Origin of the sequence: Streptomyces sp. NBC_00016 (genome assembly GCF_045040885.1) — a bacterium.
Classification (GTDB): domain Bacteria; phylum Actinomycetota; class Actinomycetes; order Streptomycetales; family Streptomycetaceae; genus Streptomyces; species Streptomyces coriariae.
Genome location: NZ_CP108304.1, coordinates 1,585,834 through 1,608,665, shown reverse-complemented (window position 1 = coordinate 1,608,665; position 22,832 = coordinate 1,585,834). Strand labels below are relative to the sequence as shown.

Sequence of the window (22,832 nt, the reverse complement as noted above, 5' to 3'; positions counted from 1 at the left end):
GGGATCGAGACGATGCACGAGACGATGCGGGAGAACGTGGTGCGACTACCCACTGCCACTCTCCTCACCGCCTGCGCGCTCTCGGCGGCGCTCATCGTCGCCGGACGCGGTGGTGCGGGGGAGAAGATCACGATGCCGGGCGCGGACAGCGTCGTCCCGGCGGCCGAGGGACGCGTCGTCTCCGGCGACCCCTTCACCGGCCTCTTCGCCGACCCCTCGGCGGCCGGCCAGGACTCCGGTCCTTCCCTCGCCGACGCGGGCGCCGACACCGATCCCGACGCCGATCCCGACGCCGATCCCGGCGCGGCACCCGGCTCCGGTCCCGACGAGTACCCCGGCTCCGGAGAAGACCTCGGCTCCGACCTCGACCGCGGTGTCGACCCCGGCGAGATCGGCCCCGAGACCGTCCCGGAAGTCCCCGATCTGCCCGACGGCGGCGGGCTGATCCCCGACGGGCCCGACGAGTCCGGCGCGCAGGACCAGTCCGGCAGCATCTTCGGCAGCCCCCTCGACGTGGTCATGGGCTGACCGTGGTCCCTGCGGGCCCCGGTTCCCCGGTCGAAGAATCGGACAAACCCTGGCAAGGTGGCCCCATGGTTGATCGGGGAGCGAGCGCCGCCCTGTCCCTCCCGGACGACTGGCCCGCCCACCCGGATCCGATCCTGGCGCTCAACCGCATGGGCAGTTTCGACTGGGACCTGGACTCGGGGCAGTTCCACATGGACGCCCGGGCCCACGAGATCTTCGACCTGCGCCCCGACGAGTACGACGGCGATCCCGGCACCCTCGCCGTCCGGGTCCCGCCGGCCGAGGGCATCCGCCTGGACGAACTGGTCGCCCAGGCCATCAAGGACGGCAGCGAGAACTACGGCGCCTACTTCCGTATGCGGTTGCGTGACGGCACCCTGCGCTGGACCCACACCCAGGGCTACATCCGGCGCGACGGTACCGGCCGGCCGCGTCGCATCGTGGGCATCGTGCGGGACGCGACCGACGAACTCAGCGATCTCGCCGCCCGCCGCGACGACGCCGCCCTCGACGACGCGCGCCGCGAGCAGACCAACGTCGTCCAGCTCACCACGGCGGCCCTGGCGCACGCCCGCACCGTGCGCGACGTGATCGACGTCCTCAAGGACACCCACGGCCTCACCCACCTCGGTGCGACCAGCCTCGTCATGGGGCTGGTCGAGGCCGGCCGGATCCGGCTGATCGCCGAGGGGCCGGAGGGCAGCTTCGTGCCCGGCACGCTGGTCACCCGCCTCGACGAGCCCTATCCGATGAGCGAGGTGGTGCGCACCCTCACCCCGCGCTTCATCGAGTCGCCGGAGGAGTTCGCGGGCGGCTACCCCGTGCTGTGGCCGCACCTCACCGACCTGCAGATCACCTCGGCGGCCTATCTGCCGCTCATCGTGCAGGCCCGCCCGATCGGTGCGATGGGCCTGCTCTACAGCGACCGCCGGGGCTTCACGCAGGAGGACCGCAACATACTCGTCGCCCTCGGCAGCAGCATCGCGCAGAGCCTTCAGCGCGCGATGTTCTACGAACAGGAGAAGGACATCGCGCAGGGCCTCCAGCAGGCCATGCTGCCGCGCACCATCCCCAGCGTGCCGGGCGCCGACGTCGCCGTCCGCTACCGCGCCGCCACCATCGGCGGCTCCCTGGGCCGGGACATCGGGGGCGACTGGTACGACCTGATCCCGTTGCCCGGCGGCCGGGTCGGCGCCGTCATCGGCGACGTCCAGGGCCACGACACGCACGCCGCCGCCGTCATGGGCCAGCTGCGCATCGTCCTGAAGGCCTACGCGGCCGAGGGCCACACCCCGGCCACCGTGATGGCCCGTGCCTCGGTCTTCCTGCACGAGCTCGACACCGACCGCTTCGCCACCTGTCTGTACGCGGAGGCAGACCTCTCCACCGGGGTCGTCCAGGTGGTCCGCGCCGGGCACATCGACCCCCTGCTGCGCGGCCTCGACGGGACCTGCCGACGCGTCCCGGTGCCCGGCGGGCTGCCGCTCGGTCTGTCCGCCGAGTTCGGCAGCCTCGAGTACCCGGTCGGCACCGTGGAGCTCGACCCCGGCCACACCCTGCTGCTGTGCACCGACGGGCTGGTCGAGCAGCCCGGCACGGACCTCGACGACGGCATGCGGGCCCTCGCCGCGCTGATCGCCGCGGGCCCCGCGGACGTCCGGAAACTGGCCGACCAGCTCATCGAGGTCGCCGAGGAGCGCGGCGGGGACGACGACGTGGCCCTGCTCCTGCTGCGCCGGCGCGGCCCCGACGGCCACCAGGCCGGCAGCCGGCTCCAGCAGCATGTGGCCTCCGGCGACCCGGAGGCCCTGAGCGAGGCCCGGCACATGATCCGCGCGGCCGTCCGCACCTGGGGCGCCCGGGACCGCTCCGACGAGATCGAACTGGTCGCCGACGAACTGATCACCAACGCGCTCATGCACACCGAGGGCGCCGCGATCGTCACCCTGCGGGTGCTCACCGGCACCGAACACCGGTTGCGCGTCGAGGTGGAGGACTCCTCCAGCGCCCTCCCGCGCCGCCGTGAGGCGGGCGAGTCGGGGGTCTCCGGGCGGGGCCTGCTGCTGGTGGACCTGCTGACCGACGCATGGGGCGTGGAGGCGCGGGGCGGCGGCAAGTGCGTGTGGTGCGAGTTCGTGGTGGCGGAACGGACCTGAGCGCTCCGGTTCCGGATGGCACTCTGGACGTATGCCGGAACTCCCCGAGGTCGAAGCGCTCAAGGACTTCCTGGCCGAACATCTCGTCGGCCACGAGATCGTCCGCGTGCTGCCCGTCGCGATCAGCGTGCTGAAGACGTACGACCCGCCCGTCACCGCCGTAGAGGGCCGTGAGGTCACCGCCGTGCACCGGCACGGCAAGTTCCTCGACCTGGCGACCGGTGACGGCCCGCACTTCGTCACGCACCTCGCCCGCGCGGGCTGGCTGCACTGGAAGGACAAGCTCCCGGACGGTCCGCCCCGCCCCGGCAAGGGCCCTCTGGCCCTGCGGGTCGCCCTGGAGACAGGGGCGGGCTTCGACCTGACGGAGGCCGGCACCCAGAAGCGGCTCGCGGTGTACGTCGTTCCCGATCCGCAGCAGGTCCCCGGCGTGGCCCGGCTCGGCCCCGACCCGCTCGCCGCCGACTTCGACGAGGCCCGCTTCGCCGCGCTCCTCGCCGGTGAGCGACGCCAGTTGAAGGGCGCCCTGCGCGACCAGAGCCTGATCGCGGGCGTCGGCAACGCCTACAGCGACGAGATCCTGCACGTGGCGAGGATGTCCCCGTTCAAGCTGGCGGCCGGCCTGACGCCGGAGGAGACCCACACCCTCTACGAGGCCCTGCGCGGCACGCTCACGGAGGCGGTCGAGCGCTCACGGGGCCTGGCGGCGGGCCGTCTGAAGGCCGAGAAGAAGAGCGGTCTGCGCGTCCACGGCCGCACCGGCGAACCCTGCCCGGTCTGCGGCGACACCATCCGGGAGGTGTCCTTCAGCGATTCCTCGCTCCAGTACTGCCCCACCTGCCAGACGGGCGGCAAACCGCTGGCGGACCGGAGGATGTCCCGGCTGCTGAAGTAGCCCCGGCCGGTCGGCCGGTCGGCCAGCCGTCGAGCCGGCCCGTCGGCCGGACGGTACCGGCCCGAACCCGTCCCGTCCTCTTCCGCCGAGACCCGCGTCGACACCGAAGTGACCTGAACTCACTTCGTGTCGGCGTCAGTGGGCCTCGAGCGTCACCAGGTGCTCCCCGGCCGACGTGCGCAGCTCGTAGCGGGCGATCTCGTCGGGGTGCCAGGCCGCGGCACCCTGCATGGTGTTGGGGCGGGCGTCGTGCTTGGGGACGTTCCAGCTGGTGACCGTCTGCTCGGAGCCGTCGAGGCCGACGGCGATCAGCCGGCAGGAGCGGGGGCCCGCCCCGTCCTTGACCTCGAGCTCCACATGGCTGCCCCACGCCTCGTTCTCGGTGGTGACCTGCGCCCACACCCCGGACTTCTCGTCCGTCGCGGTGACCCGTACGGCGCTCTCGCCCTCGCCGCTCGCGCTGCCCGCCATCATCGCGATCACGGGGCCGGCCAGGGCGACCACCACCGAGGCGGCCACGGCGTACAGCACCCGCCGGCGCACGGCCCGGTGGCGGGTCGCCACCTCGGCGAGCAGCCGGTCCAGCAGCTGCGGGCCGGGTCCGGCGAAGGGGTGCACGGCGCGCGGGGTGGCGCGCCGGTAGAGCATCATCTGCCGTGCGGTGGGGCCGAATTCGGTGACCTGCGCCGCACACTGAGGACACTCCATGAGGTGGTCCTCGAAGCGGAAGGCTTCCGCTTCGTCCAGCACGCCGAGCGCGTACGCGCCGACGTCGCGATGCCTTTCCAGGGACCTCATGCCGAAACCTCGTGCCTTTGAGTGCCAGTGGGGTTACTCCTTGCTCCCACCGGTACGCACCCGGCCGCCGAATCACTCAAGCCACGTACCGAATCGTGACCCAGATGTTCGGAGCGGTCCGGCCCGCGGATTGGTGCGAATCTAAAAAAGATGAATCGCCAGGTGGCCGAGGGGCAGTCCGAGCTGCCAGGCGGGTGTCCAGACCTTGGGTCCCTCGTCCTCGCCGACCACCGGCGCACCGCCGGGAACCGCGTTGAGATCGAGAGCGAGCAGCTCCGTCTCCTCCAGCCAGCGCCAGGCGGCGGCCGCCAGGTCGAGGTCGGGAGCCGGTCCGTCCGACTTCGCTGCCTCGGCCTTCAGTTGAGACATACGTTCGTCGACCCAGTCCTGCCACGGCTGGTCGTACGCCGTGAGCGAAAGCCAGGTCTCCAGCTGAGTGACGACCCGGATGCCGGGCAGTTCGCCGTCGGTGTCGGACAGGAAGATGGTGAGCGCCAGGGCGTCGCGCCCGGCGCGGAACTCGAAGGACGTCGGCGGCATGAGATCGCCGGTCCGCAGCAGTTCGTCGGCGATGTACTCGGCATACAACCAGGCCATGGGGACGGTGAGTTCACCGCCGCCGGTGCCGTCCGTGCTCTGGTGACCTCTGTGCAGCATCCCTTCCTGCCTTCCTCCGGTGCTTGCGCTCGCCCGTTGCCGGGACGCTGGGGACCCGGTCACCGGGCTCCATCCGGAACACGGATAAGGACACCCGATTACTCAAAGGGGGTCCTCGGCAAGGCGCTTTACGGAGGCTTGACCCAGTCGTGGGTTTCAGCGCAGGTCGGCCGCGTATCCCGGAAGCACCCGGCGCAGGGCGCGCAGCGCGTAGTACGCGCGGGACTTCACGGTACCGGGCGGAATTCCGAGGGCTTCGGCGGCCTCCGCCACACTGGCCCCCTGGAAATACACCAGCACCAGGACTTCACGGTGCTCCGGAGTGAGTGTCTTCACAGCCTCGCGCACATCGAGGGTGGCGGCCGCCCGCTCGGCGTGGTCGGCACAGACGGGTGACGCGTTCTCCAGCACCGCGTCCCCGACCTCCGCGGGTCGCGCCTGCCGGGCCCGCCGCGCGTCGATCGCGAGCCGCCGGCCGACGGTGAGCAGCCAGGGCCGTACGGAGTCGAAGGCGTCGGCGCGCAGGGCCTCGGGATGCTGCCAGGCGCGTACCAGGGTCTCCTGGACGAGGTCCTCGGCGCGCTGGCGGTCGCCGTCGCACAGCCTCAGCAGCAGCGCGAAGAGCGGCCTGCCGTGCTCGCGCTGGAGTGCGGCGAGCTCGTGCTCGGCGGTCGTCGTCCGGGCGGTGAGGGTGGTTCCGGCGGTCATGGGCGTATGGCACCGCAGTGCGCCGGTTCGGGACAGTGCACGCACACGGATCTGCGGCGGACGGTCGATCGCGTCGACGAACGGTTCGACGAACGGTCCGGGCTACGCCGATCGCGGGCATCGGCCCTGGACGAAGGGAGTGCCGGGGCGGACCGCCGCCCCTCATGGATTAGTACTGACACATGGGTAAATATGACAATTCATGGGAAGTGGGGTGAACCGGTGATCGCCCGCAGACACCAGGTGGCCCTGGCCCTGACGGCCGTCCTCGCCTCGGCCGCCGCCTGCCAGGCCCACGACCACGGGCCGGCCGAGCGGCCCGGCCGCCCGGCGCCGGCCGCCGCCCGCGGCTTCACGCTCGTCGCCTCCGGCGACATCCTCCCGCACACCACCGTCATCGACCGCGCCCGCTTCGACGCCGGGGGCACCGGCTACGACTTCCGCCCGATGCTCGCGGGCATCAAACCCGTCGTCTCCGGCGCCGATCTGGCGCTGTGTCACATGGAGACCGTGTACGGCGCGAACGGTGTCTACACCGGCTACCCGGACTTCAAGTCCCCGCCGGAGATCGCCGGGGCCCTGGCCGCCACCGGCTACGACGGCTGCTCCACCGCCTCCAACCACAGCCTCGACGACGGCGCCGCCGGCGTACAGCGCACCCTCGACGCGCTCGACGCCGCCGGCGTACGGCACGCGGGCACCGCCCGCACCGAGGCCGAGGGCAACTCGGTCACGCTGCTGCGCGCGGGCCCGGCGAAGGTCGCCCACCTCGCCTACACCTACGACACCAACGGTCACCCCGTCCCGCCGGGACAGCCCTGGACCGTCAGCCTCCTCGACGAGAACCGGATCCTCGCCGACGCCAAGGCCGCCCGGAAGGCGGGCGCCGACGTGGTCGTCGTCTCCGTGCACTGGGGCACCGAATGGCAGGACGCACCGGACGACCGCCAGCTCACCCTCGCCCGCACCCTCACGGCCTCCCGCACGGGCGGCCGTCCCGACATCGACCTGATCCTCGGGACGCACGCGCACGTCCCGCAGGCCTACGAGAAGGTCAACGGCACCTGGGTCGTCTACGGCATGGGCGACCAGATCGCGGGCGAGATGTTCAACCACCAGGGCGTCCAGGACGCGCGCGGCAACCAGTCCACCGTCGCCCGCTTCACCTTCGCCCCGCCCCCCAGGCCCGGTGGCCGCTGGGAGGTGCGCAAGGCCGAGTTCGTACCGCAGCTGTTCGACATCGACGCCGGCCGGGTGGTCGACCTCGACAAGGCCCTCGCCCAGGGCGCGGGCGTCGAAGGGGTACGCGACCGGATCAGGGCGGTCGTCCTCGGCCGGGGCGCGGCGAAGGACGGGCTGGTGATGGGGAAGTGAGCCGGCCGTAGGCACTCACGGAGTGGCCGGGGGCTACGGCACCACCGTCACCGGCCACCGCCCCGCCTTCACCAGCCGCACCGCGACGGACCCCACGATCCGGTGGCCGGCCTGTTCGGAGGCACCCACCACCACCGCGTCCGCCTTGAGCCGGTCCGCCGCCTTCACCAGGCCGCCGTAGGGGTCGCCGCGGAAGGTGTGGAACTCCCACCGCACGTCGAATATCCCCCGGGTGCGCTCGGTGGCCTCCCGGATCTGCGCGACCAGGTCCTCGGCGATCTCGTCGGTCGTCTCCGCGACCGGCACCCCGAGCGCCGCGCCCGCCACCAGCACCGGCTGCACGTACACCACGGCCAGCAGCGCGTGCTGGCGACGGGCCAGCCCGCCGGCGTAGGCCGCGGCCCGTAGGGAGGAGTCGGAGCCGTCCACCCCGACGAGGATGACCTTGGGTCCGTCCGTGCCCCGCTCGAACTGGTGCGCGGGCTGCTGCGAGTGCTGTTCCGTCACGGCCAGAGGCTATCGGAAGCCGCAGGTCCGGCCGGTGCGCGGGCCGCTCGACGGGCACTGCGGGCCGGGTGTTCCTAGAGTCGGAACATGAGTGCCACCGTGCGGACCGCCACGGCCGCGGACACCCCGGGCCCGGCACGGCGGCCCGCCGGGCGGGTCCTCGGCCGGGTGCCCGAAGGCTTCGCGACCTTCTTCGGCGCCCTCGGGCTGCTCTGCGTCCTGCTGGCCCTGATCCCGCCGTTGCGCCGCCTGCTGCGCCCGGTCGTCCGCTTCCTGGACCTGCTGATCGTCCCGGTCAGCGCCAACCTCGCCTACGCCGTCTTCCTCTTCCTGCTGGCCGCCGCCACCGCCGCCCGCAAGAAGGTCGCCTGGTGGCTGGTCGTCGTCTACCTCGGCCTGCTCGTCCTCACCGACATCCTCGGCGTGGCCGTCGGCCTGTACGGGCAGTCCGTCCCGTCCCTGGTGGTGTGCGCGCTCGCGTTGATCCTCCTCGTTGTCGCCCGCGGCGAGTTCTACGCCGCCTCCCGCCGCGCGGCGGTCCGGCGGGCGCTCGCCGTGCTGCTCGTCGGGCTGGTCCTGGCGATCCTCGCGGGCTGGGGCCTGGTGGAACTGTTCCCCGGCACCCTGCCGGCGAGCCAGCGCTTCGGATGGGCCGCCAACCGGGTCCTGGGCGGCCTGGTCTCCACCCGCTCCTTCGACGGCCGCCCGCCCCGCCCCCTCTTCTTCCTCCTCGGCCTCTTCGGCGCCGTCGCCCTCCTGAACGCCGCCGCCACCCTCTTCCGCTCCCAGCGGATGGAAGCGGCCCTGCACGGCGACGAGGAGGCCCGCATCCGGGCCTTGCTCAAGGCCTACGGCGACCAGGACTCCCTGGGCTACTTCGCCACCCGGCGCGACAAGGCCGTCGTCTTCTCACCCAGCGGCAAGGCCGCCGTCACCTACCGCGTCGAGGCCGGTGTCTGCCTCGCCAGCGGCGACCCCGTCGGCGACCGCGAGGCCTGGCCGCACGCCATCGCCGCCTGGCTGGACGCCGCCCGCCTGCACGCCTGGGCGCCCGCGGTCATGGGCGCCTCCGAGGACGGCGCGAAGGCCTTCGCCCGCGCCGGGCTCGGTGCCCTCCAGCTCGGCGACGAGGCGATCCTGCCGGTCGCCTCCTTCGACCTCGGCGGCCGCGAGATGCGGGTCACCCGGCAGGCCGTGAACCGGGTGCGCCGCACCGGCGCCTCCTGCCGGGTCCGCCGCCACCGCACCCTCACCGAGCAGGAGATGGGGGAGGTGGTGGGCCGGGCCGACGCCTGGCGCGACACCGAGACCGAACGCGGCTTCTCCATGGCCCTGGACCGCCTCGGCGACCCCGCCGACGGCGACTGCCTCCTCGTGGAGGCCCTGGACGACGACGGCCGCCTCCTCGCCCTGCTCTCCTTCGTCCCCTGGGGCCGCGACGGCATCTCCCTCGACCTCATGCGCCGCGACCGCTCCGCCCCCAACGGCGTCATGGAGTTCATGATCGCCGACCTGTGCGCCGCCGCCCCGAAGCTCGGCGTGCGCCGGATCTCCCTCAACTTCGCCGTCTTCCGCTCGGCCTTCGAGGAGGGCGCCCGCATCGGCGCCGGACCGGTGCTGCGGCTGTGGCGCCGGCTGCTGCTGTTCTTCTCCAAGTGGTGGCAGCTGGAGGCCCTCTACCGCTCCAACGCCAAGTACCACCCCGAGTGGTACCCCCGCTTCCTCTGCTACGCCGACGCCGGCTCCCTCGCCCGGGTGGGCCTCGCCTCCGGTATCGCCGAGGGCTTCGTCTCCGTGCCCTCGCTGCGCAAGCTCTGGGGCAACCGCAACGCCAAGGGCGGGCCGCGCCCCGCCACCACCGAGGGCCTGCCGCCACTGGCGGCGCTCGGCCTCGACGGAGGGGACGAGGCCGGGGACACCGGTGCGGACGCGGGCCTGCCCGAGCAGGTCCGCGTCCGGCACCGCAAGCTCGACCGGCTGCGCGCCAAGGGCATCGACCCCTACCCGGTCGGCGTCCCGCTCCGCACCCACACCCTCGCCGGGATCCGTACGGGGGAGACGGTCACCGTCGCCGGCCGGATCATGCGGGTACGCGACTTCGGCGGCATCGTCTTCGTGACGCTGCGCGACTGGTCGGCCGACCACCAGCTCGCCCTCACCCACGAGGCACTCGGTTCCTTCAGGTCCGACACCGACCTCGGCGACCACATCGTCGTCACGGGCACGGCCGGGACGAGCGACCAGGGCGAGCCCACCGTCTTCGTCACCTCCTGGCAGCTCACCGCCAAGTGCCTGCGGCCCCTGCCCGACAAGCGCCGCGGCCTCACCGACCCCGAGGCCAAGGTCCGCATGCGCTACCTCGACCTGGTCGCGAGCCCGGCCGCCCGCGATGTCGTCCGCGCCCGCTCGCACGCCGTACAGGCGCTGCGCCAGGGCCTGTTGGAGCGCGGCTACCTCGAGGTCGAGACCCCGATGCTCCAACAGATCCACGGCGGCGCCAACGCCCGCCCCTTCACCACCCACATCAACGCCTACGACCTCGACCTCTATCTGCGCATCGCCCCCGAGCTGTACCTCAAGCGGCTGTGCGTCGGCGGCCTGGAGAAGGTCTTCGAGATGGGCCGCACCTTCCGCAACGAGGGCGTCTCGTACAAGCACAACCCCGAGTTCACGATGCTGGAGGCCTACCAGGCGTACGCCGACTACGACGTGATGCTCGACCTGGTCCGCGAGCTGATCCAGGGCGCGGCCACGGCCGCCTTCGGCTCGCCGGTCGCCCGCAAGGACGGACAGGAGTACGACATCTCGGGTCAGTGGCCGGTCCGGACGGTCCACGGCGCGATCTCCGAGGCGCTCGGCGAGCCGATCGACGCCGACACCCCGCTGGCCGTCCTGCACCGGCACTGCGACCGGGCCGCGGTCCCGTACACACCCGACGACGGCCGGGGCGACGTCGTGCTGGAGATGTACGAACGCCTGGTCGAGGAGAGGACCCAACTCCCGACCTTCTACAAGGACTTCCCCACCGACGTCTCCCCGCTCACCCGGCAGCACCGCACCGACCCACGGCTCGCCGAACGCTGGGACCTCGTCGCCTTCGGCACCGAACTCGGCACCGCCTACTCCGAGTTGACCGACCCGGTCGAACAACGCCGCCGCCTCACCGAGCAGTCCCTGCTCGCCGCCGGCGGTGACCCGGAGGCGATGGAACTCGACGAGGACTTCCTCGACGCCCTCGAGTACGCGATGCCCCCGACCGGTGGCCTCGGCATCGGCGTCGACCGCCTGGTCATGTTCCTCACCGGTCTCACGATCCGCGAGACCCTGCCGTTCCCGCTGGTACGACACCGCTGACCCGGCCCCCTTCAACTGTTCGGACCGACCGTGACTGCGCCGGGCGGGTGGAATCGTGCCGCCGGTCCGGTGCCGGTGTGGTGGGTCGGGGGCCCGCCGGGCGACTGATGACTGCATGAAGAAGGATCAGTTGTTCACGCGCCGCCGGGCGTTGGTCGCCGGCGCCGCCGCCGTCGGAGCGGTCGGCACGGCCGGAGTGTTCCTGGGGGGCGAGGACGGGAAGCCGGTCCGGGCCGCCGCCCCCGCCGCGGGCGCCCCGGCGCAGAGCCTGCCGCTGAAGCCCTCCGCCTACCGCCTCCAGCCGCTGACCGGCTACGGCCCCCCGCGCACCGCCCCCGGCCGCACCCCGGTGCGCCACGAACCGCTGCTGAGGATGACCGGCCGCGGCCGCACCATGGTGCTGACCTTCGACGACGGACCCGACCCCCGCTACACCCCCGGCATCCTCGACACCCTGGCCCACTACGACGTCCGCGCGATGTTCTTCGTGTGCGGGGAGATGGCCGCAGACAACCAGGATCTGCTGGGACGGATGGCCGACGAGGGCCATGTCGTCGGCAACCACACCTGGTCCCACCCCCTGCTGACCGGCCTCACCCGCCGTCAGATCCGCTCCGAGATGTCCCGTACCAGCGACGTCATCGAGGAGGGCTACGGGGAGCCGCCCCGCTGGTTCCGCGCCCCCTACGGCGCCTGGAACCGTGCCGCCTTCCAACTCGGCGCCGAACTGGGCATGGAGCCGCTCGCCTGGACGGTCGACACCCTCGACTGGACCTCCCCCGGCACCGGCACCATCGTCCAACGGGTCGAGAAGGGCGCCGCACCCGGCGTCGTGGTGCTCTCGCACGACGCCGGGGGCGACCGCTCGCAGAGCGTGCGGGCCCTGCGCAGCTATCTGCCGCAGCTGCTGGACTCCGGCTATCACATCACCGTCCCGCACCGGCGGTACACCTGACGCGAGCCCCCCCGCCCGCCCGGCCGGTGTCCGCTCAGCGGACCTCGGCCAGGCGGGCGAAGGCGACCACGTTCCCGTCGTATCCGTTCGCCTTGGAGAAACCGCCGCCGCAGGTGATGACCCGCAATTCGGGGGAGCCCTTGGAGGCGTAGACACGGTCGCCGGGGAAGTTGTTCTTCTCGAAGACCTCGATGCCGTAGATCTCGAAGACCGCCGTCTTTCCGTCCCCTCGCGACACCTCGACGCGATTTCCCTTCTTCAGGGCCCCGAGACCGTAGAAGACGGCGGGGCCCAGTTTGTTGTCGACATGGCCGACGACGACCGCGGTCCCCTTCTCGCCGGGCGAGACGCCACCGGTGAACCAGCCGGCCAGATTCGGGTCCTCCGGCGGCGGCGCGCCGACCCAGCCGTCCGCGTCCAGGCCTACCGACGTCACCGGCGCGTCCACCCGGATGGCGGGGATCCGGACCCGGTCCGGCACGGCGTACGGCAGCGCTGCCGGGGTCCGGCCGAAGGCACCGGCGGTGCGGCCGTCCGCGGCCGCCGCGGAGGCGGGCTGCGGCGGGCCGATGTCGAACTCTCCCGACCCGTTCCGGATGAGCGCGAGACCGGTCAGCAGTACAAGCGCTATCACGCCCCATGGGGCGCGCCTGCGCCGCCGCTCCTCTTCCTCCGCCACCTCGGACAGCTCGTACGCAGACATTCGCCATCCCCTTTCGACGCGGCCGTCACCGCGTCCCTTCGCGCATACGAGAACGCTAAGTCCCCGGGCGGGAACCGGCGACGGGGCAGCAGCGAACGGGTGGCCCGATGCCTTTCGGTGAGCCATCCGAGTTGCCGACGGAAGGAATTTTCTGACGGTCCGTGACCTGCGGCAATATCCGATTGTGTGCATTTCGCTCGGCGTGTCCTCTCACCAGGACGGACCATTCCCGAAATGCGGGCGCGTGCACGGCATCTGAGGGTCATTTCGGGAGGTGCTTTCTCGCCGACATGCCGGGGACGGGCCCCGGGGCGCCTTCCGCGGAGGATCACATGCGCATCACTCGTTTTCTGGCGGCCTCGGTGGTCTCGGCCGCCGCGGTCGCCTCTCTCGGCGTCAGCGCCCCGGCCGCCGTCGCACGCGACGGCATGGGCGCCAACCCGAGCAACATCGTGGCCCTGCCCGCCGTCATCGCCCGCGGGGGCCAGATGACGGTCACCGTCGACGGCTGCCCCGGCGGCGGCACCATGACCTCGGCGGCGTTCCCGCAGGCCAACCTGACGCCGATCAACGGCGCCAACCAGACCGCCAAGGGGACGGCGACCATCAACGACAACGCCCGACCCGGCACCTACGACATCACCGTCAACTGCTCGGGCCGGACCCTGACCCGCCCGGCCGCCTTCACCGTCATCGGCGGTGTCCGCGGCGGTCTCGGCGGCAGCACCACCACCGGCGCCACCCCGACCGACATGGCCATCGGCGGCGGTCTCGTCGCGGCGGCCCTGGTCGGGGGTGGTCTGTTCTGGATGCGCCGCCGCGCCGAGCGCCGCGTCTGAGGCCCGCCCCGAAGGGGATCGCACCTCGCACGTGACGCGGGCCTTCGCCCCGGTCCCGCTGGGATCCGGGGCGAAGGCCCGCGCACGGCGGAGCCGTCGGGGCGAGCCGTCAGCCGCCGTCCTCGGCGGCGCGGCGCCGTGAGAAGCAGTACGCGGTACCGACCGAGCCCACGATGAGCGCGGCGCCCAGCCCGATCTCCTTCAGGTCGAACCCGGCGACGGTGCCGCCCTCACCGGCGTGCACGCCCCGCGGGACCGGGTAGGGCGCCGGGGGATCGACCGGACGGCCGCCGGCGATCGTCAACTCCTTGACGGCGCTGATGCCGCCGCAGGCGAACGTCACCCGGTAGGAGGCGCCCGCCCTGGCGTCCCAGTCGACCGTGACCACGGCGGACGACGAGCCCCGGGGGATGACGACCGCGTCGAAGACCCCCGAGGAGACCGTCACGGAGCTCCGGCAGCCACTGGCGTTGCGGTCCACCTGAACGGTGACCTGCCCGCCCGCCGCGATCGTCGAGGGCAGCACGCTGTAGCCGTTGGACATGACGTAGTGGTTGTCGTCGTCGCTCGCGACGGCGACCGGTGCGGAGAAGGTCAGGGCGGCGACGCCCAACAGTGCGGCCGAAGCGACGCGTATCGCGCGCATGGTGGATCCTCCGGTCCCCGAGGAGCAGCTGCGGAACTTTTTCCGCTTGCGTCAAAAATGCACCTCGATGACCGAAACGCTAGGAACATGTGTGCGCTCCCGCGATCGCAGTCGCGCGAATGGGGCAAGCGTGTGGGCCGCTCAGGGGACGCCGCTGCGGCAACCGGGGGACGGCCGCGGCGTGGCGGCCGTCTTCTGCCGCCGTCCCCCGGTCGCGGGAGCGCGAGGTGAGCGGACGTCAGCCCTCGACGCCGGGGAACAGATGGAGGAACGGTTCCGCCGACGCGGTGATGCCCCGGCTGTAGGGCGCGTCGAAGTCCCAGATGAGGAAGAGCAGAAAGGCGATCAGCGCGGAGAACAGCCCGGCCAGCACCAGTTCGCGGGTGGTACGCCGGATCTGCAGCGCGAACACCATGCCGATGGTGATGGCGGCCCCGGCCAGCAGCCCGAACCACACCACGCCCGGCATGGTCGCCCCGGTCGACTCGGCCCGGGCGTTGCGTGCCTGGTCCGCGGCGGCCATCTGGTCGATCAGCGGCTGGTAGGCCTGCGCCTGGAAGTCGGACGTCGGCTCGTAGTCGGTGACGTCCACCCGGATCCGCTGGAGGAGTTCGTCGCCGCGCTCGGTCACCTCGCCGTCGTCGGCCATCGACTTCCACTCGGTGGTGACGACGTGTCCGACATAGGCGTTGACATCCTCCCGAATACGGTCACGGGCGTCGGCCGGGTAGACGCGTACCCGCTCCGAGATCTCGTGGAGTGCCTGCGCCTCCGCCTGGACGTGGTCCTGGGCCACACTGCGCGCCTCCCAGACGCCGGCGATGGCGAGGCCCAGGACGATGGCGTACACCACGCCGATCCACATCGTCATGTACTCGATGACGTCCGGGGTCTCGGAGGGGTCCTCGTCCTCGGGCGCCCTGCGGTGCCGTAGGAGGGTGATGACGACCACCACCGCGCAGGCGGCGAGCATCGCGAGGGTGAGAACAAGCCATTCCGGCAAGAGATGCCTCCAGGGTCGGCGCTAACGCGGTCGCAGCGCGGCGACGGCGATCACCGCGGGCACGGTGATGAGCAGGACGTAGGTGACCGGCGACTGGCCGCGGCGGACGGGCCGCTGCCGCGGCGAGGCGTGGTACGCCGGGTAGCTCACCGGGGTCGCGGACGGGCGTGGCGTGGGCTTCGGCTCGGCGGCCGGTGTCGGCTCGGGGGCCGGAGCCGGTGGCGGTGGCGGCGGGGGTGTGGGGGCCTGCCGCGGGGGCGGTGCCGCGGGCCGGGGCGGCGCGGGCGCCATCGGCCTGGGCCGGGGCTCCGGCGCCGGCGGCCCGGGAGGCGGTGGCGGCGGGGGCGTCGGCTTCGGTGTGGGTGTCGGTGTGGGTGTCGGGGTGGGGCTCGGCGTCGGCTCGGGCGGCGGCTTCGGCTTCGGCGGTGTGGGGGTCGGGGTGGGCGTCGGCGTCGGTTCCGGGCACACCGGGGGAGTCGGCCATGAGTGACTCCCCGCGACCGCCACCGCCTCGATGCCGTCCGGGCCGGTCGAGGCGTACGCGCACGCGTCGGCCGCGGCCACCCCGGCCGGGGCGGCCGCGAGGATCCAGGCCGCGGTCACCAGGGCCAGGGTCCTGATGACGAGGGCGGATCGGGTCGGTTCGGGTCCATGCACGACCGAGATCATGCGGCGTCCCGTACCTGCCCACGCCCACGCCCGGTGGGGATTGCCCCGAACGGGGGAAGTTCACGTCCACGGGTTTGCCGGACGGTACGTTCGCGCATCCGGCTCGCCGTGCGCCTGTGCGATCCGGAGGGGTCCGCCGGGGCCGGTGTCACAGGTCCCGGAAAGTTTTTTGTGCCGTGTTTGAACACAACGACCGTCACCATGCGTACTCAGTGCCGTGCGGCGGCGCAGCAGGGCGCTGCAACACCTTGTGACGATCGGGGAGTTGTTGACGATGAAGACCACCTGGCGGAGCGCCTCACTTGCGGCGAGTGCTGTGGCCGTGCTGGCGCTGACGACGGCGTGCGGTTCTGAGAGCGGCACGTCGTCGAGCCAGAACGTCGGGGCCACGGCCCCGGCCGGTGGCATCGCGGGCGTCGGCGTGGGCAGCGGCGTCGGCAGTGGGGTCGGTTCCGGTGCGAGCGCCAGTGCGACCGGAGGAGCCGACGCGCAGGGCAGCGCGGCCGAGCTGGCTGTCGCGGCGAACGACGAACTCGGCAAGATCCTCACCGACGGCACCGGCAAGACTCTCTACCGCTTCGACGCGGACACCGCGGAACCCCCGAAGTCGAACTGTGACGGCGACTGCGCGACCGCCTGGCCGCCGGTCTCCGCCGATGACATCGCCGCAGGCGACGGCATCGACAAGTCGCTGCTGGGCGAGGTCACCCGCACCGACGGCACCAAGCAGCTGACCGTCGCCGGCTGGCCCGCCTACTACTACGCCAAGGACGCCAAGGCCGGTGACACCACCGGTCAGGGCGTGGGCAACAAGTGGTTCGCGCTCACCCCCGAGGGCAAGAAGGCCAAGGCCTCCGGCTCGTCCGCCGAGTCCGGCACCGAGCTGGCCGGGCTGTCCGTCCGCAAGGACGCCAACCTCGGTGAGATCGTCGTCGACAAGAACGGCATGACGGTCTACCGCTTCCTGAAGGACAAGGCCTGGCCCGAGCCGGTCTCGAACTGCAACGGTGCCTGCCTCGAGAAGTGGCCGGCCGTCGCGCCGGTCGCCTTCAACGAGACCGAGGGCATCCAGGAGAAGGGCTACATGAACTTCACCCGGTCCGACGGCACCAAGCAGCAGACGATCAACTGCTCGCCGATCTACACCTTCTCCGGTGACAAGTCGCCCGGCGACATCAACGGCCAGGGCGTGGGCGGTACGTGGTACGCCGTCGCGCCGAACGGAAAGCTGGTCGGAGCGCCGGAGCAGTAGAGATCGCCTCCCCAGGGCCGATCCCGCAGCTGCCCCACCGCGCACGACCGTTGGTCCGCCCCCTCCGCGCCGCACGGAGGGGGCGGACCGTTGTGCTTTGCGTTCCGCCGGTCCCTCGTGCTTGTCCGGCCGCCGCTTCCTGTGCGTAGACTTTCGCCGCCCCACGGACCGCTCCGGAACTCTCCGGAACGAGCCGGGCACCTCAAGTAGCCCTTCGGGGCGCGTCGATTCGGCACGTGCCGCAGGCAGTGACCGGGAACGGACGGTCAATTTCCGTTTCCACTCGCCCCTTTGGCGGGCGATCAGTAGCCTCAGCTCGAACACCGGATCGCCTACGCCTTGGAGAGATAGATGGAGCGACCCGCCTGGGCCCCTCGGAGCATCGACATCTCGGTGCCCAGCGTCTCGCGGATCTACGACCACTACCTGGGCGGCTCGCACAACTTCGAGGTCGACCGGGAAGCAGCCCGCAAGGCCATGGAGTTCCTGCCGGGACTTCCGAAGATCAGCCAGGCGAACCGGGCGTTCATGCGCCGTGCCGTGCGCTACGCGGCCGACGAGGGCGTCACCCAGTTCCTCGACATCGGCTCCGGCATCCCCACCTTCGGCAATGTGCACGAGGTCGCCCAGGCGGTGAGCCCCGGGGCCCGCGTGGTCTACGTCGACCACGACCCGGTGGCCGTCGCGCACAGCGAGGCGGTGCTGGCCGGCAACGCCGACGCCGATGTCGTGGCCGCCGATCTGCGCAAGCCGCAGGAGATCCTGAACAGTCCGCAGGTCGCGCAACTGATCGACCTGGACCGGCCGGTGGCGCTGCTGCTCGTCGCCGTACTGCATTTCGTGGAGGACGCGGACGACCCGTTCGCGGCGGTGGCCGAACTCACCGCGGCGCTCGCGCCCGGCAGTCTGCTCCTGCTCACCCATGCCTCGTACGAGGGAATCCCACTGCCTCCGGAGCGGGCCGGGGGCGCGGTGGACGTGTACAAGGACATCCGCAACCCGCTGATCATGCGCTCGCGTGACGAGATCGCGCGGTTCTTCGAGGGGTACGACATGGTGGAACCCGGACTGGTGCCGATGCCGCACTGGCGGCCGGACACGGCGCCGGAGGACGAGGACCCATGGGCCCTCTCCGGTTTCGCCGGCGTGGGGCGTACGGCGTGACCGCCGAGCCGGACGGGCCGGAGGACAGACTGCGGCGGTTCGCGACGATCTGGAGCCGGTCGGTGTTCCCGGTGACCTCGACGTCGCTGACCCGGTCCGAACTGGAGGAGCAACTCCTCCCGCTGGCACGGCGGTTGCGCGGCGCACTGCTGGAGCGTGCCTTCGATGCCGAAACGGGCAAGGCGGTCGGCGCCGCGCTCGTCGACGCGCACTGCACCGACCCCGAGGCGCTCAGCCGCTCCCTCGACTGTGTCGACGCCTATCTGGTGCTCTACTGCGGCGAGGACGGCCCCCAGGAGGATCTGCGGGCCCGCGCAGCCAGGCTCCAGCACGCCATGGCGGCCGGTTACGCGCAGGCGCTGCGCGAGCGCACGCTCGCCGAGCAGGAGGCCATCGCCCAGGCCGCGTTGCGGGCCCAGGGCGTGGTCGCGCAGGCGCTGCACGCGAGCGAGGCCCGCTTCCGCGCGGTCTTCGAGGGGGCCGCGATAGGAATCGGCATCGCCGACCTGGAAGGCAACGTCCTCCAGGTCAACGGGGCCCTGCTGCGCATGTTCGGCGGCTCGGAGCAGTCCCTGCGCGACCGCAAGGTCCAGGACCTGACGCATCCCGAGGACGCGCCCCAGACCTGGAAGCTGTACGACGAGCTGGTCCGCGGCGAACGGGAGCACTACCACACCGAGAAGGCGTTCAGCCGCCCCGACGGAACGGCCCTGTGGACCAACCTGACGGTCTCCCTGCTGCGTGACGCGGACGGCGCACCGCAGTACTCGCTGGCCCTGATGGAGGACACCACCGAGCGCCGGCTGCTCAACCTGCGGCTGCGCTACGAGGCCACCCACGACGCGCTCACCGGCCTGCCCAACCGCACCCTGTTCTTCGAACGCCTGGAGAAGGCGCTCGGCGCCGGCGCGGGGCAGCGCTTCGGGCTGTGCTACCTCGACCTGGACGGCTTCAAGACCATCAACGACAGTCTCGGGCACGCGGCCGGCGACCGGCTGCTGGTCGAGGTCGCCGACCGGCTCCAGTCCTGCGCCACCGCGCCCGGCGAGATGGTCGCGCGCCTCGGCGGCGACGAGTTCGTGGCGCTGACCACTGGCCCCGACACCCGCCGTGAGGTCGACGACCTGGCCGCGCGCATCATGAACGCCCTGATCGCGCCGGTGCGTATCGACGGCCGGGAGCTGACCGTGCGCGGCAGCATCGGCATCGTCGAGGGGCCGGCGGGGGAGCGCAGCGCGGCGGAGGTGCTGCGCAGCGCCGACATCACCATGTACCGGGCCAAGTCGGCGGGCGGCAACCGCTTCGAGCTCGCCGACCCGGAGGCCGACGCCCGCGCGATCACCCGCCACGGCCTGACCACCGCGCTGCCGGCGGCCCTCGACCGCGGCGAGTTCTTCATCGAGTACCAGCCGCTCGTCCACCTCGGTGACGGCAGTGTGCGCGGCGCGGAGGCCCTGGTGCGCTGGCTGCATCCGCAGCACGGGGTGCTCGGCCCCGACCGGTTCATCCCGCTCGCCGAGCACACCGGGCTGATCGTGCCGCTGGGCCGCTGGGTCCTGGAGGAGTCGGTCCGTCAGGCCGGCGAGTGGCGGGAGCGGGGCGGCGACACCGATCCCCTGCGGATCAACGTCAACCTCTCCCCGTGCCAGCTCACCCATCCCGGTCTGGTGCAGGACACCGTCGACATCCTGGAACGCGCGGGTGTCGCACCGGAGGCCCTGTGCCTGGAGGTCACGGAGTCGGCGTTGATCGGCGCCGACGACGACCTGCTCAAGCCGCTGCGCCGGCTCGCCGAGATGGGCGTCGACATCGCCCTGGACGACTTCGGCACCGGCTACTCCAACCTGGCCAACCTGCGGCGGCTCCCGGTGAGCGTGCTCAAGCTGGACCGCTCCTTCACCCAGGGCATGCAGCAGTTCCCGGCGGACCCCGTCGACCTCAAGATCGTCGAGGGGATCGTCACGCTCGCCCACAGCCTGAACCTCGCGGTCACGGTGGAGGGCGTGGAGACCGGCGCGCAGGCCGAGCAGCTGCGGATACTGGGCTGCGACACGGCCCAGGGCTGGTACTACGCCCGCCCGGGCCCGCCGGACCGGCTCCACGAGCTGGCCCTGGTGGACGCGACGGGGTGAGCGGACAACCCGGTTGCGGGAGTGCGGGGGTCACCCACGAAGATGGCCGGGTGACCCACGAGGACGACGACGTGTACCGCGCCGCGGACGACGGCCTGTACTGCGACGCGGACGACGGCGTGGGCGAGGGTGCGAACGACGGCGTGGGCGAGGCGATCGCCGGTGAGCTGGCCCTGATGGACCCCGCCGTGCGCGCCTCCCGGGCCCTCTTCGAGCGGCTGCTCGACCCCGAGTTCGTCGAGGTCGGCTCCTCGGGCCGCCGCTACACGTACGAGGACATGCTGGCCTGGCTGCCCGAGCACCCGGGCAGCTCGCGGAGCGGCCCCCGCTACCGGCCGTCGGCGATCGAGGGCGTCTTCCTGGCCCCCGGTCTGATCCACCTCACCTACGAGACGGACTTCGACGGCCGGCATGCCCGGCGCAGCTCACTGTGGCGCAAGCGCAGCGAGGAGACGGGCTGGCGGATGTACTACCACCAGGGGACCCCGGTCCCGCCCGAGGCCGCGTAGCGTCAGCCCGCCTCCCGCTCGCGTTCGCGGGCTTCCTCGGCCACGGAGACGGCGGCCCGCACCAGCGCCGCCGCGGCCTGCGAACGGGACTGCTGGGGCCACGCGATGGCCAGGACGGCGGGAGGCGCGTCCAGGACCGGGCGGTAGACGACGCCCGGCCGGGGATAGCGGTCGGCGACGGACGCGGGCAGCAGGGCGACGACCTCGCCGAGGCCCACCAGCGTGAGGAGCTGGGCGAGGTCCTGGCCCCTGCCGCGTACCTCGTCGATGTAGCGGTGCGCCTCGTCCGGGCGCAGCCCCAGGTCGGCGAGGCGCAACGCGGCCCGGGCGGCGAGCGGATGACTCACGGCGAGGGCGGCGACGCGCGGCTCGGCGGCCAGGTCCTCCGTGTCCAGGCCGGTGCGGTCGTACGGCTCGTAGACCAGGGCCACATCGGCCTCGCCCCGGCACAGCAGCCGGGACTGCTCGTGCCAGGCGCACAGCCGGACGGCGACCGGCACCGCCGCGGGATCGGACGCGTACCGGGCGAGGATCCCCTCCAGCAGCCCGGCGTCCCCGTCGGCCTTCACGGCCAGCGCCAGCTTGGGCTCGGGGGCCGCGGCCCGCCGGGCCCGTCGCCCCGCGGCCTCCAGCGCGGCGAGCGCGAACCGGGCCTCCACCAGCAGGACTTCGCCCGCCGGGGTCAGCGACACGCTGTGCGTGGTCCGCTCGAACAGGACCGCCCCCAGCTCCGTCTCCAACTGGCGGATCGCCCGGGACAGCGGCGGCGGCGAGATGCCCAGCCGGTCGGCGGCGCGGGCGAAGTTGAGTTCCTCGGCGACGGCGACGAAGTAGCGCAGCGGGCGGGACTCCATGGGCGGCCCTCCGATCGGTATTGCTCTGAGGGTAACAACCGCGAGCCGATCGATCCTTCAGTTCCGACGCGCGGGGCAGCAGGCTCGACGCATACCGACCACCGCGAGCTCTGGAGCAGTTCATGATCGTCATCACCACTCCGACCGGCCAGATCGGCCGCGAGGTCCTGGCCCGGGTGCTCGACGCCGGCGACGGCGCCTCACCGGTCCGGGTGATCGTCCGCGACCCCGCCCGGCTCTCCCCGCAGACCCGCGAACGCGTCGAGGTCGTCCAGGGGTCCCACGCCGACCCCGCTGTCCTGAAGGAGGCGTGCGAGGGCGCCGACCGGATCTTCTGGCTGGTGCCCCCGACGCCCGGGGCGGACAGCGTCGAGGGCCACTTCCGTGCCTTCACCGATCCGCTGTGCGAGCTGATCGAGGGCCGGGGCGTCGAGCGGGTGGTGGCCGTCTCGACCCTGGGCCGGGGCGCCGCCGAGAACGCCGGGCAGATCTCGGCCTCCCTGTCCATGGACGAGGCGATCGCCGCCACCGGCGTGCACTACCGGGCACTGTGTCCGCCGTCGTTGATGGAGAACCTGCTCCGCCAGACGGCCTCGATCCGCGCCGAGGGTGTGTGGTCGGAGGCGCTCGCGCAGGATCGCGTGGTGCGCACCTGCGCCGTCCGGGACGTCGCCGCCGAGGCGGCCCGGCTGCTCCTGGACGACTCCTGGACCGGATACGCGGACGTTCCGCTGGTGGGCCCCGACGCCCTCAGCCCCGAGGGCATGGCCCGGGTCGTCTCCGAGGTGCTGGACCGGCCCGTACGGGTCCGGCAGATCACCGTCGCCGACCTGAAGGCGAGGCTGACGGGCTTCGGCGCCACGGAGGCCTGGGCACAGGGTGTGGCCGACATGATGCACGCCCAGAACACCCAGGGCTTCTACGGCGCCACCCGGCCCAGCACCCCCGACACCGCGCCCACGAGCTTCCGCCAGTGGTGCGAGGAGGTCCTGAAGCCGGCCGCCCACGGCTGACCGCCCGCCGCCGCGCCCCACGGCTGACCGCCCGCCGCCGCGCCCCACGGCTGCTGCCTCACCGGTGTCGGCCCGAGGGCATCGCCTCGCAGGGGTGGCCCGGCGGAGGCCGGCTT

21 protein-coding genes are annotated in these 22,832 nt (G+C 72.4%); 12 read left to right on the top strand and 9 right to left on the bottom strand.

What is annotated here, in order from left to right; genetic code table 11:
- The first annotated feature begins 12 nt into the window (after positions 1-12).
- From OG933_RS07245 to OG933_RS07235, 3 genes are all read left to right on the top strand, one after another.
- Positions 13-528: a hypothetical protein gene (locus OG933_RS07245; protein ID WP_405626003.1), complete on the top strand. Its 516-nt coding sequence runs from the start codon at positions 13-15 to the stop codon at positions 526-528.
- 65 nt (positions 529-593) lie between these two features.
- Entirely contained in the window at positions 594-2,684 is a 2,091-nt protein-coding gene (locus OG933_RS07240) for a SpoIIE family protein phosphatase (protein WP_405626001.1), read from the top strand.
- A gap of 31 nt (positions 2,685-2,715) precedes the next feature.
- Positions 2,716-3,579, top strand: coding sequence for a DNA-formamidopyrimidine glycosylase family protein (locus OG933_RS07235; RefSeq protein WP_362519218.1), 864 nt, complete (start codon positions 2,716-2,718; stop codon positions 3,577-3,579).
- Between the two features lie 135 nt (positions 3,580-3,714).
- Here the strand turns inward: OG933_RS07235 and OG933_RS07230 are convergent, their stop codons facing one another.
- The 3 genes from OG933_RS07230 to OG933_RS07220 form a co-directional block, all read right to left on the bottom strand.
- Positions 3,715-4,377, bottom strand: a complete 663-nt coding sequence (locus OG933_RS07230) for a zf-HC2 domain-containing protein (RefSeq protein WP_054241201.1) — start codon at positions 4,375-4,377, stop codon at positions 3,715-3,717.
- 141 nt (positions 4,378-4,518) lie between these two features.
- Positions 4,519-5,034, bottom strand: a complete 516-nt coding sequence (locus OG933_RS07225; protein ID WP_362519221.1) for a hypothetical protein — start codon at positions 5,032-5,034, stop codon at positions 4,519-4,521.
- 156 nt (positions 5,035-5,190) lie between these two features.
- Positions 5,191-5,742 carry a sigma-70 family RNA polymerase sigma factor gene (locus OG933_RS07220; protein ID WP_054241199.1) on the bottom strand — a complete coding sequence of 184 codons (552 nt, stop codon included), beginning with the start codon at positions 5,740-5,742 and terminating at the stop codon, positions 5,191-5,193.
- A 222-nt stretch (positions 5,743-5,964) separates the two neighbouring features.
- Here OG933_RS07220 and OG933_RS07215 point away from each other — a divergent pair, with 222 nt between their 5' ends.
- A complete protein-coding gene (locus tag OG933_RS07215; protein WP_362519225.1) occupies positions 5,965-7,116 on the top strand; it encodes a CapA family protein in 1,152 nt (383 codons plus the stop codon).
- A gap of 33 nt (positions 7,117-7,149) precedes the next feature.
- On the opposite strand, the gene OG933_RS07210 is transcribed toward OG933_RS07215, so the two are convergent.
- Positions 7,150-7,623, bottom strand: a complete 474-nt coding sequence (locus OG933_RS07210) for a universal stress protein (protein WP_142267281.1) — start codon at positions 7,621-7,623, stop codon at positions 7,150-7,152.
- A gap of 87 nt (positions 7,624-7,710) precedes the next feature.
- Between OG933_RS07210 and lysX the strand changes: the two genes are divergently transcribed.
- Positions 7,711-10,977 carry a bifunctional lysylphosphatidylglycerol synthetase/lysine--tRNA ligase LysX gene (gene lysX / locus OG933_RS07205; RefSeq protein ID WP_405625994.1) on the top strand — a complete coding sequence of 1,089 codons (3,267 nt, stop codon included), beginning with the start codon at positions 7,711-7,713 and terminating at the stop codon, positions 10,975-10,977.
- A 115-nt stretch (positions 10,978-11,092) separates the two neighbouring features.
- The gene (locus OG933_RS07200; RefSeq protein WP_362519232.1) at positions 11,093-11,932 is read left to right on the top strand and encodes a polysaccharide deacetylase family protein; all 840 of its coding nucleotides are present in this window, start codon (positions 11,093-11,095) and stop codon (positions 11,930-11,932) included.
- 34 nt (positions 11,933-11,966) lie between these two features.
- On the opposite strand, the gene OG933_RS07195 is transcribed toward OG933_RS07200, so the two are convergent.
- Positions 11,967-12,635, bottom strand: a complete 669-nt coding sequence (locus tag OG933_RS07195) for a class F sortase (RefSeq protein ID WP_267023214.1) — start codon at positions 12,633-12,635, stop codon at positions 11,967-11,969.
- Between the two features lie 332 nt (positions 12,636-12,967).
- On the opposite strand from OG933_RS07195, the gene OG933_RS07190 reads away from it, so the two are divergent.
- Complete coding sequence (locus tag OG933_RS07190; RefSeq protein WP_020127532.1) at positions 12,968-13,474, top strand: hypothetical protein; 507 nt, start codon at positions 12,968-12,970, stop codon at positions 13,472-13,474.
- A gap of 109 nt (positions 13,475-13,583) precedes the next feature.
- Here OG933_RS07190 and OG933_RS07185 read toward each other — a convergent pair whose 3' ends face one another.
- From OG933_RS07185 to OG933_RS07175, 3 genes are all read right to left on the bottom strand, one after another.
- Positions 13,584-14,120 (bottom strand): hypothetical protein, encoded by a 537-nt coding sequence (locus tag OG933_RS07185; protein ID WP_362519238.1) that lies wholly within the window; start codon positions 14,118-14,120, stop codon positions 13,584-13,586.
- A gap of 238 nt (positions 14,121-14,358) precedes the next feature.
- The gene (locus OG933_RS07180; RefSeq protein WP_078615579.1) at positions 14,359-15,123 is read right to left on the bottom strand and encodes a DUF4239 domain-containing protein; all 765 of its coding nucleotides are present in this window, start codon (positions 15,121-15,123) and stop codon (positions 14,359-14,361) included.
- Positions 15,124-15,144: 21 nt separating this feature from the next.
- Complete coding sequence (locus tag OG933_RS07175; RefSeq protein WP_362519241.1) at positions 15,145-15,780, bottom strand: hypothetical protein; 636 nt, start codon at positions 15,778-15,780, stop codon at positions 15,145-15,147.
- A 286-nt stretch (positions 15,781-16,066) separates the two neighbouring features.
- Between OG933_RS07175 and OG933_RS07170 the strand changes: the two genes are divergently transcribed.
- The 4 genes from OG933_RS07170 (at position 16,067) to OG933_RS07155 (ending at position 20,849) form a co-directional block, all read left to right on the top strand.
- Entirely contained in the window at positions 16,067-17,044 is a 978-nt protein-coding gene (locus OG933_RS07170; RefSeq protein WP_405625990.1) for an SCO0930 family lipoprotein, read from the top strand.
- A gap of 351 nt (positions 17,045-17,395) precedes the next feature.
- Positions 17,396-18,208: an SAM-dependent methyltransferase gene (locus tag OG933_RS07165; RefSeq protein WP_020127538.1), complete on the top strand. Its 813-nt coding sequence runs from the start codon at positions 17,396-17,398 to the stop codon at positions 18,206-18,208.
- Positions 18,205-20,340: an EAL domain-containing protein gene (locus tag OG933_RS07160; RefSeq protein WP_362519246.1), complete on the top strand. Its 2,136-nt coding sequence runs from the start codon at positions 18,205-18,207 to the stop codon at positions 20,338-20,340. The genes OG933_RS07165 and OG933_RS07160 overlap by 4 nt, the downstream gene beginning before the upstream one ends.
- Positions 20,341-20,516: 176 nt before the next feature.
- Positions 20,517-20,849: a DUF4440 domain-containing protein gene (locus tag OG933_RS07155; RefSeq protein ID WP_405633266.1), complete on the top strand. Its 333-nt coding sequence runs from the start codon at positions 20,517-20,519 to the stop codon at positions 20,847-20,849.
- A gap of 2 nt (positions 20,850-20,851) precedes the next feature.
- Here OG933_RS07155 and OG933_RS07150 read toward each other — a convergent pair whose 3' ends face one another.
- Complete coding sequence (locus OG933_RS07150) at positions 20,852-21,703, bottom strand: LysR family transcriptional regulator (protein WP_362266340.1); 852 nt, start codon at positions 21,701-21,703, stop codon at positions 20,852-20,854.
- A gap of 122 nt (positions 21,704-21,825) precedes the next feature.
- On the opposite strand from OG933_RS07150, the gene OG933_RS07145 reads away from it, so the two are divergent.
- Positions 21,826-22,716, top strand: a complete 891-nt coding sequence (locus OG933_RS07145; RefSeq protein WP_405625985.1) for an NAD(P)H-binding protein — start codon at positions 21,826-21,828, stop codon at positions 22,714-22,716.
- The last annotated feature ends 116 nt before the right edge of the window (positions 22,717-22,832 follow it).

Excerpts from the sequence above, each read along its gene's own strand:
- OG933_RS07145 (WP_405625985.1), top strand. The coding sequence starts at position 21,826 with ATGATCGTCATCACCACTCCGACCGGCCAGATCGGCCGCGAGGTCCTG.
- OG933_RS07170 (WP_405625990.1), top strand. The coding sequence starts at position 16,067 with ATGAAGACCACCTGGCGGAGCGCCTCACTTGCGGCGAGTGCTGTGGCC.
- OG933_RS07240 (WP_405626001.1), top strand. The coding sequence starts at position 594 with ATGGTTGATCGGGGAGCGAGCGCCGCCCTGTCCCTCCCGGACGACTGG.
- OG933_RS07150 (WP_362266340.1), bottom strand. The coding sequence starts at position 21,703 with ATGGAGTCCCGCCCGCTGCGCTACTTCGTCGCCGTCGCCGAGGAACTC.
- lysX (WP_405625994.1), top strand. The coding sequence starts at position 7,711 with ATGAGTGCCACCGTGCGGACCGCCACGGCCGCGGACACCCCGGGCCCG.
- OG933_RS07165 (WP_020127538.1), top strand. The coding sequence starts at position 17,396 with ATGGAGCGACCCGCCTGGGCCCCTCGGAGCATCGACATCTCGGTGCCC.
- OG933_RS07230 (WP_054241201.1), bottom strand. The coding sequence starts at position 4,377 with ATGAGGTCCCTGGAAAGGCATCGCGACGTCGGCGCGTACGCGCTCGGC.
- OG933_RS07195 (WP_267023214.1), bottom strand. The coding sequence starts at position 12,635 with ATGTCTGCGTACGAGCTGTCCGAGGTGGCGGAGGAAGAGGAGCGGCGG.
- OG933_RS07190 (WP_020127532.1), top strand. The coding sequence starts at position 12,968 with ATGCGCATCACTCGTTTTCTGGCGGCCTCGGTGGTCTCGGCCGCCGCG.
- OG933_RS07245 (WP_405626003.1), top strand. The coding sequence starts at position 13 with ATGCACGAGACGATGCGGGAGAACGTGGTGCGACTACCCACTGCCACT.
- OG933_RS07185 (WP_362519238.1), bottom strand. The coding sequence starts at position 14,120 with ATGCGCGCGATACGCGTCGCTTCGGCCGCACTGTTGGGCGTCGCCGCC.
- OG933_RS07200 (WP_362519232.1), top strand. The coding sequence starts at position 11,093 with ATGAAGAAGGATCAGTTGTTCACGCGCCGCCGGGCGTTGGTCGCCGGC.
- OG933_RS07235 (WP_362519218.1), top strand. The coding sequence starts at position 2,716 with ATGCCGGAACTCCCCGAGGTCGAAGCGCTCAAGGACTTCCTGGCCGAA.
- OG933_RS07225 (WP_362519221.1), bottom strand. The coding sequence starts at position 5,034 with ATGCTGCACAGAGGTCACCAGAGCACGGACGGCACCGGCGGCGGTGAA.
- OG933_RS07155 (WP_405633266.1), top strand. The coding sequence starts at position 20,517 with ATGGACCCCGCCGTGCGCGCCTCCCGGGCCCTCTTCGAGCGGCTGCTC.
- OG933_RS07220 (WP_054241199.1), bottom strand. The coding sequence starts at position 5,742 with ATGACCGCCGGAACCACCCTCACCGCCCGGACGACGACCGCCGAGCAC.